The sequence below is a fragment of the Streptomyces aureus genome (genome assembly GCF_001418135.1).
In the GTDB taxonomy this organism is placed as follows: Bacteria; Actinomycetota; Actinomycetes; order Streptomycetales; family Streptomycetaceae; genus Streptomyces; species Streptomyces aureus_A.
In genome coordinates this window covers 1-5,647 of sequence record NZ_LIPQ01000466.1, presented here as the reverse complement: position 1 = coordinate 5,647, position 5,647 = coordinate 1, and the positions used below count along the sequence as shown (strand labels likewise).

General features: G+C 73.7%; 5 protein-coding genes and 1 pseudogene. 2 read left to right on the top strand and 4 right to left on the bottom strand.

The features are described from left to right. Positions 1–277: 277 nt before the first annotated feature. The 3 genes from AOK00_RS30925 to AOK00_RS30915 are packed head-to-tail and all read right to left on the bottom strand — an operon-like array spanning position 278 to position 2,504. The gene (locus AOK00_RS30925) at positions 278–712 is read right to left on the bottom strand and encodes a RidA family protein (RefSeq protein ID WP_055603513.1); all 435 of its coding nucleotides are present in this window, start codon (positions 710–712) and stop codon (positions 278–280) included. Further along, positions 709–1,470 (bottom strand): IclR family transcriptional regulator, encoded by a 762-nt coding sequence (locus AOK00_RS30920; RefSeq protein WP_055603512.1) that lies wholly within the window; start codon positions 1,468–1,470, stop codon positions 709–711. The genes AOK00_RS30925 and AOK00_RS30920 overlap by 4 nt, the downstream gene beginning before the upstream one ends. Continuing rightward, positions 1,467–2,504 (bottom strand): sugar kinase, encoded by a 1,038-nt coding sequence (locus tag AOK00_RS30915; protein WP_055603511.1) that lies wholly within the window; start codon positions 2,502–2,504, stop codon positions 1,467–1,469. Before AOK00_RS30915 ends, AOK00_RS30920 begins: the two co-directional genes overlap by 4 nt. A gap of 124 nt (positions 2,505–2,628) precedes the next feature. Between AOK00_RS30915 and AOK00_RS30910 the strand changes: the two genes are divergently transcribed. Both AOK00_RS30910 and AOK00_RS30905 read left to right on the top strand, forming a co-directional pair. Next, positions 2,629–3,894: an alanine racemase gene (locus tag AOK00_RS30910; RefSeq protein WP_055603510.1), complete on the top strand. Its 1,266-nt coding sequence runs from the start codon at positions 2,629–2,631 to the stop codon at positions 3,892–3,894. An 11-nt stretch (positions 3,895–3,905) separates the two neighbouring features. Next, positions 3,906–5,483, top strand: coding sequence for an N-acyl-D-amino-acid deacylase family protein (locus AOK00_RS30905; protein ID WP_055603509.1), 1,578 nt, complete (start codon positions 3,906–3,908; stop codon positions 5,481–5,483). On the opposite strand, the pseudogene AOK00_RS30900 reads toward AOK00_RS30905, so the two are convergent. Continuing rightward, a pseudogene (locus AOK00_RS30900) lies at positions 5,463–5,647 on the bottom strand (polyprenol phosphomannose-dependent alpha 1,6 mannosyltransferase MptB); the annotation flags it as partial. The gene AOK00_RS30905 and the pseudogene AOK00_RS30900 sit on opposite strands and share 21 nt — an antisense overlap.

Genomic DNA, 5,647 nt, shown 5'->3' with positions numbered 1-5,647 from the left:
CCGCTCCACGGCACGGCGTTCCCGGGGAGAACGCCGTGCCGTGGAGCGGCTGGTTCAGGTGGATCGGTTCAGGTCCGTTCGGGCGCGTGGGCTCCGGCCGTGTGTGCTCGGGCCGCCGCGTGTGCTCCGGCCGTCTGTGCTCCGGCGTGTGCTCGGGCCGTGTGTGCTCGGGCCGCGTGTGCTGCGGCCGTCCGTGCTCGGGCCGCGTGTGCTGCGGCCGCCCGTGCTCGGGCCGCGCGGGCTCCGGCCGCCCGTGCTCGGGCCAGCCGAGGACGGGTCAGCCGAGGACGGCGAGGGCGTCGATCTCGATGAGGAGGCCCTCGGGCAGCCCGACGTAGACGGTGGTGCGGGCGGAGGCGGGGGCCTTGAGGCCCTGCTCCTCGAAGTACTGGTTGTAGATCGCGTTCATCTCGGCGAAGTGGTCCACGTCCGTCAGGTAGACGCGCGTCATCATCACGTCGTCCCAGCTCGCGCCGCCTTCCTCCAGGATCGCCTTGACGTTGGCGAAGGTCTGGAGGGTCTGCTCGCGCAGGGTCGGGCCGGCGACGGTCGGGGGCCGGCCCTCGACGGCGGGCAGGAAGCCGACCTGGCCGGCGACCTGGAGGATGTTGCCCTTCTTCACGCCGTGCGAGAACTTCGCGGGCGGGGCGGTGTGGGTGGCGGGGGTGAGGGCGGTCTTCTCGGTCGACTTGTCGAGGTTCTGGTCGGTCATGCGCTGTCCTTGCTCGGGGAGGTGCCGGAGTACTCCCGGCTGATGGCGTCCGCGGTGCGGCGCACCTGCGGGAGGAGGGAGAGGAGTTCCTCGGCCGTGACGACCACGTTGGGCGCCGAGACCGACATGGCGGCGACGACGCGCCCGTCGGCGCCGCGGATGGGCGCGCCGACGCAGTTGATGGACTCCTCGTGGCCGCCGAGGTCGGTGGCCCAGCCCTGTTCGCGTACGGTCGCCAGCTCCTTGAGGAAGGCGGTGGCGTTCGGGGTCGAACGGGGCGTGTACGGGGGGTAGTCGAGCTTGCCGGCGAGGGCGCGGCGCTCGGGCTCGGGCAGGTCGGCGAGGAGCAGCTTGGCGACGGCCGCGACGGTGATCGCGACGGGCTTGCCGATGCGCGAGTACATGCGGACCGGGTAGCGGCTCTCGACCTTGTCGATGTACAGGACCTCGCCCTCCTCGTAGACGGCGAGGTGGATCGTGTGCCCGATCCGTTCGTTGAGCGCGGCGAGGTGGGGGTGCGCGATCTCGCGGATGTCGAGGTTCTCGACGGCCTCCTGCGCGAGTGCGAAGAGGCGGGCGCCGAGCCGGTACCGCTGGTCCTGCTGGCGGTAGACGAGGCCGTGCTCGTGCAGGGTGCGCAGCAGCCGGAGGGCGGTGGACTTGTGGACTCCGAGCCGGTCGGCGACCTGTCCGAGGTCGGCGGGACCCTGCGCGAGCAAGGGCAGGATGCTGAGTGCCCGGTCGACGGTCTGGCTCATGGTGTACGTCCCTCCTGGTCGTCCCCCGTCCAGCCGGGGCCGAGCTGAAGTGTGCCCCAGGCGGTCGGGGCGAGGGCGGCGAGTCGGTCGGCGTGGGCGCGGCGGGGAGGCGCGGCCAGGTCGCCGGGAACGGTGAGGGCGGCGGCGGCGAGCAGGTGGCCGTGCCGGAGGCGGGCGGTGGCGTCGAGTCCGCGGAGGGTGGCGGAGAGGAATCCCGCGGCGAAGGCGTCTCCGGCGCCGACGGCGGCGACGACGTCGACGCGGGGGGCGGGCACGTGCACGACGGTGTCGGTTCCGGGGGCGGTGCGTTCGTGGACGGTCGCGCCGTCGGCGCCCCGTTTCACGACGAGGACGGCGGGTTCGGGGAGGGCCGCGCGGATCGCGGCCGGGTCGCCGAGGCCCCAGGCCTGTTCGGCCTCGTCGGCGCCGACGAAGACGAGGTCGGCCCGGCGGGCGAGCTCCAGGAGGACGGGGCCGGCGCCGGCGGCGCCGTCGCGCCACAGTCCGGGGCGGCAGTTGACGTCGAAGGAGACGAGGGGGCGGCCCTCCCGGGGCGCGGTGAGGGTGCGCATGAGGGCGAGGCAGTCGTCGGAGAGGGCGGCGGTGATGCCGGTGAGGTGGAGGACGCGGGCGTCGGCGACGGTCTCGTACGGCACGGTCGCGGGCGACATCGCGGAGGCGGCCGATCCGGCGCGGTAGTAGACGACCTCGTGGGCTTCGGTGGCGCGGTCGGCGGCGGTGCGGAAGTAGACGCCGGTGGGGCGCCGCGGGTCGCGGTCGACGGCGGTGACGTCGACGCCGTGGGCCCCGATGGTCTCGACGAGGTGGTCGCCGAATCCGTCCCGGCCGACCCGGCCGACCCAGCGGGTGCGGTGGCCGGCGGCGGCCAGGGCGCAGGCGACGTTGGACTCGGCGCCGCCGATCGCGCGCTCGAAGGCCGGTACGTCGGCGAGGCGGCCCGGTCGGGAGGGAAGGAAGGTGACCATGGACTCGCCGAGGCACACGACGTCCACGGCGGGCGGTTCTCCGGCCACTCTGGCGCTCCCTTGCGGCTCTCGCGGGGTCCATTGACCCGGCCTTGGCCCGGATGCTAGACAGCATTGAGCGACATACGCAATGACTGTTGCATCCTTCGCAACGCATCGATGAGGAGGCCTCATGCCCGACCTGGCGAACGAGCGCGTCGACCACCGCTTCAAGGCCCTGCCCCCGGACGCCGAGGGCCTGACCGTCGGCGAGCTCGCCGCCCAGCGGCGCAACCTCTTCACCGGTGGCTTCACCACCCCCGTCCTCGCGCTCTCCGCCGAGTCCGTCGAGCACAACCTCCGCCTCCTGGAGACCTACGCCGAGCGCCACGGCCTGGCCTTCGCCCCGCACGGCAAGACCTCCATGGCCCCCCAGCTCTTCGGCCGGCAGCTGGAGCACGGCGCCTGGGGCATCACCGCCGCCGTGCCCCACCAGGCCCGCGTCTACCGGGCCCACGGCATCGCCCGGATCTTCCTCGCGAACGAGGTCGTCGACCCGGTCGCGCTCCGCTGGGTCGCCGGCGAGCTCGACGCCGACCCCGACTTCCGCTTCCTCTGCTACGTCGACTCCGTGCGCGGCGTCGAGCTGATGGACGGGGCCCTGCGCGCGGCCGGCGCCAACCGCCCCGTGGACGTCGTCGTCGAGCTGGCGGCCGGAGCGACGGGACGTACGGGCGTCCGGACGGAGGCGGAGTGCGCGGCCGTCGCCGACGCGGTCGCGGCCGCCCCCACCCTGCGGCTCGTCGGCGTCGCCGGGTACGAGGGCACGATGCCCGGGGCGGACGGCGAGCGGGTCCGCGAGTGGCTGCACCGGCTCGTCGGGCTCGCCGCCGACTTCGACAGGGCCGGCCGCTTCGACCCCGCCATCGGCGAGATCGTGGTGAGCGCGGGCGGCAGCGAGTGGTTCGACGCGGTCGCGGACGTGTTCGCAAAAATCCCCGGGCTCTCCCTGCCCGTTCTGAAGCTGCTGCGCTCCGGCGCGTACGTCTCGCACGACGACGGGCAGTACCGCGAGCGGACCCCCTTCAACCGGGTCCCGGAGGAGGGCGCCCTGGAGCCGGCGTTCCGCCTCTGGTCGCAGGTCGTCTCCCGGCCCACCCCGGAGCAGGCGTTCACCAACGCCGGCAAGCGCGACGCCGCCCACGACCTGCACCTCCCGGAGGCGCAGGTGGTCCGCGACGCCCGCACGGGCGAGATCCGTGCCGCCGACGGCCTGACCGTCACCGGCCTCTCCGACCAGCACGCCTGGGTACGGACGGAAGAGGGCGCCGATCTCGAGGTCGGCGACTGGCTCGGCATGGGTCTGTCCCACCCGTGCACGATCTTCGACAAGTGGCAGCTGATCCCGCTGGTCGAGGCGGACGGCACGGTCGTCGACTACATCCGCACGTTCTTCTAGAAGGAGTCGGTATGGACCTCGTCTTCCGCGACGCGGAGGTCGTCGACGGCACCGGCGGCGCCTCCTACCGCGCCGACGTGGCGATAGACGGCGGCCGGATCGCCGCGATCGTGAAGGAGGGCGCGGCGGCCGGCTGCCAGCGCCCCACCGCCCGCCGCGTCGTGGACGCCGAGGGCCTGGCCCTCTCCCCCGGCTTCATCGACATGCACGCCCACAGCGACCTCGCGCTGCTCCGCGACCCGGACCACAGTGCGAAGGCCGCGCAGGGCGTGACGCTGGAGGTCCTGGGCCAGGACGGCCTGTCGTACGCCCCGGTCGACGACCGCACGCTCGCCGAGGTGCGGAAGGCGATCACCGGCTGGAACGGATCGGGCGACGACATCGACTTCGACTGGCGCACGGTCGGCGAGTACCTGGACCGGCTGGACCGGGGCATCGCCGTCAACGCCGCGTACCTGGTCCCCCAGGGCACGGTGCGGATGCACGCCGTCGGCTGGGACGACCGCCCGGCGACGGAGTCCGAGCTGAACCACATGCGCCGGCTGGTCGCGGAGGGCATGGAGCAGGGCGCGGTCGGCATGTCCTCCGGCCTGACCTACACGCCCGGGATGTACGCGAAGGACGCCGAGCTCACGGACCTCTGCCGGGTCGTGGCGGGGTACGGCGGCTACTACTGCCCGCACCACCGCTCGTACGGGGCCGGCGCCCTCGAGGCGTACGAGGAGATGGTGCGGCTCACCCGGGAGGCGGGCTGCGCCCTCCACCTCGCCCACGCCACGATGAACTTCGGCGTGAACGAGGGCAGGGCCCCCGAACTCCTCGCCCTCCTGGACGAGGCCCTGGACGCGGGCTCGGACATCAGCCTCGACACGTACCCGTACACGCCCGGCTGTACGACCCTGGTGGCCGTGCTGCCGAGCTGGGCGAGCGAGGGCGGCCCGGAGGCGGTGCTCGCCCGCCTCCGGGACGACGAGACGGCGGAGCGCATCCGGCACCACCTGGAGGTCCTCGGCTCGGACGGCTGCCACGGCGTGCCGATGGACTGGGACACGATCGAGGTCTCGGGAGTGTCGGAGGCGACGCTCGCGGACTGGGTCGGCCGCCGGGTGGACGGCTGGGCGACGGCCCGCCGGCTCCTCCTGGAGGACCGGCTCGGCACGACGATCCTCCAGCACGTGGGCCACGAGGAGAACGTCCGGACGATCATGCGCCATCGGGTGCACACGGGCGGCTCGGACGGCATCCTCCAGGGCCTGAAGCCGCACCCGCGCGCGTACGGCACGTTTCCGCAGTACCTGGGCCGGTACGTTCGGGACCTCGGCGTCCTCACCCTGGAGGACTGCGTGGCCCACCTGACGTCCCGCCCGGCAGCCCGCCTGGGCCTGACCGACCGCGGCCGCATCCGTGAGGGCCACCGGGCCGACCTGGTCCTGTTCGACCCGCGAACGGTAGGAGCGGGAGCGACGTACGAGTCCCCGCGCACCCTCCCGACGGGAATCCCGCACGTCCTGATCAACGGCGAGTTCGTGATGGAGGACGGCAAGCGGACGTCGGCCCTGGCAGGCCGATCAGTCCGCCGCACGCGCTAGCGGGCGAAGGGGCGGCGGCGCCCCTTCGCCCCACGGGTCCCGCCGCATCCACACCAGGCCCAGCACCAGCACCACCCCCGCCACCACGAACCCGTACCAGGGCGTCCGCCCGTCCAGCGCCGTCTCGTACACGAGCGCCGCCGACAGCACCGCCGACACCTGCC

Bases quoted from the DNA above. Each gene is read 5' to 3' on its own strand.
- AOK00_RS30925 (WP_055603513.1), bottom strand. From the start codon at position 712: ATGACCGACCAGAACCTCGACAAGTCGACCGAGAAGACCGCCCTCACC.
- AOK00_RS30910 (WP_055603510.1), top strand. From the start codon at position 2,629: ATGCCCGACCTGGCGAACGAGCGCGTCGACCACCGCTTCAAGGCCCTG.
- AOK00_RS30920 (WP_055603512.1), bottom strand. From the start codon at position 1,470: ATGAGCCAGACCGTCGACCGGGCACTCAGCATCCTGCCCTTGCTCGCG.
- AOK00_RS30905 (WP_055603509.1), top strand. From the start codon at position 3,906: ATGGACCTCGTCTTCCGCGACGCGGAGGTCGTCGACGGCACCGGCGGC.